Genomic DNA, 328 nt, shown 5'->3' with positions numbered 1-328 from the left:
GGATCGTGGGCAACTCCATCGGCGGCTGGGTCGCCATGCAGTTCGCCATCGACTTCCCGGAGCGCCTGCTGGGCATCGTGTCCATGGGCACCGGCGGAGCCAAGAAGACCGCAGCCCTGTCCGGCCACTCCAAGCCGGAACTGTCCGAGGCCGGCATCCGCCGCACCCTGGAGCAGTTCGTCGTCGACAAGTCCCTGGTCACCGACGAACTGGTCTCCCTGCGCTACCAGTCCGCGCTGAACGACACCGCCTCGGACCGCCTGATCGAGGTTGTCACCGCCCGGGACCGGGACCGCGATGCGCTGCCGCTGGACTTCGAGGTGCTCTC

1 protein-coding gene is annotated in these 328 nt (G+C 68.3%); it reads left to right on the top strand.

The genetic code is table 11. The annotated features are described in order from the left end of the window. Positions 1 to 328, top strand: a 328-nt coding sequence (locus AC5RWU_RS24745) for an alpha/beta fold hydrolase (protein WP_493986801.1), incomplete at both ends; no start/stop codon positions are given.

This window comes from Arthrobacter sp. B0427-1-12 (assembly GCF_059092905.1).
This window is presented reverse-complemented; position numbering and strand designations above follow the sequence as displayed.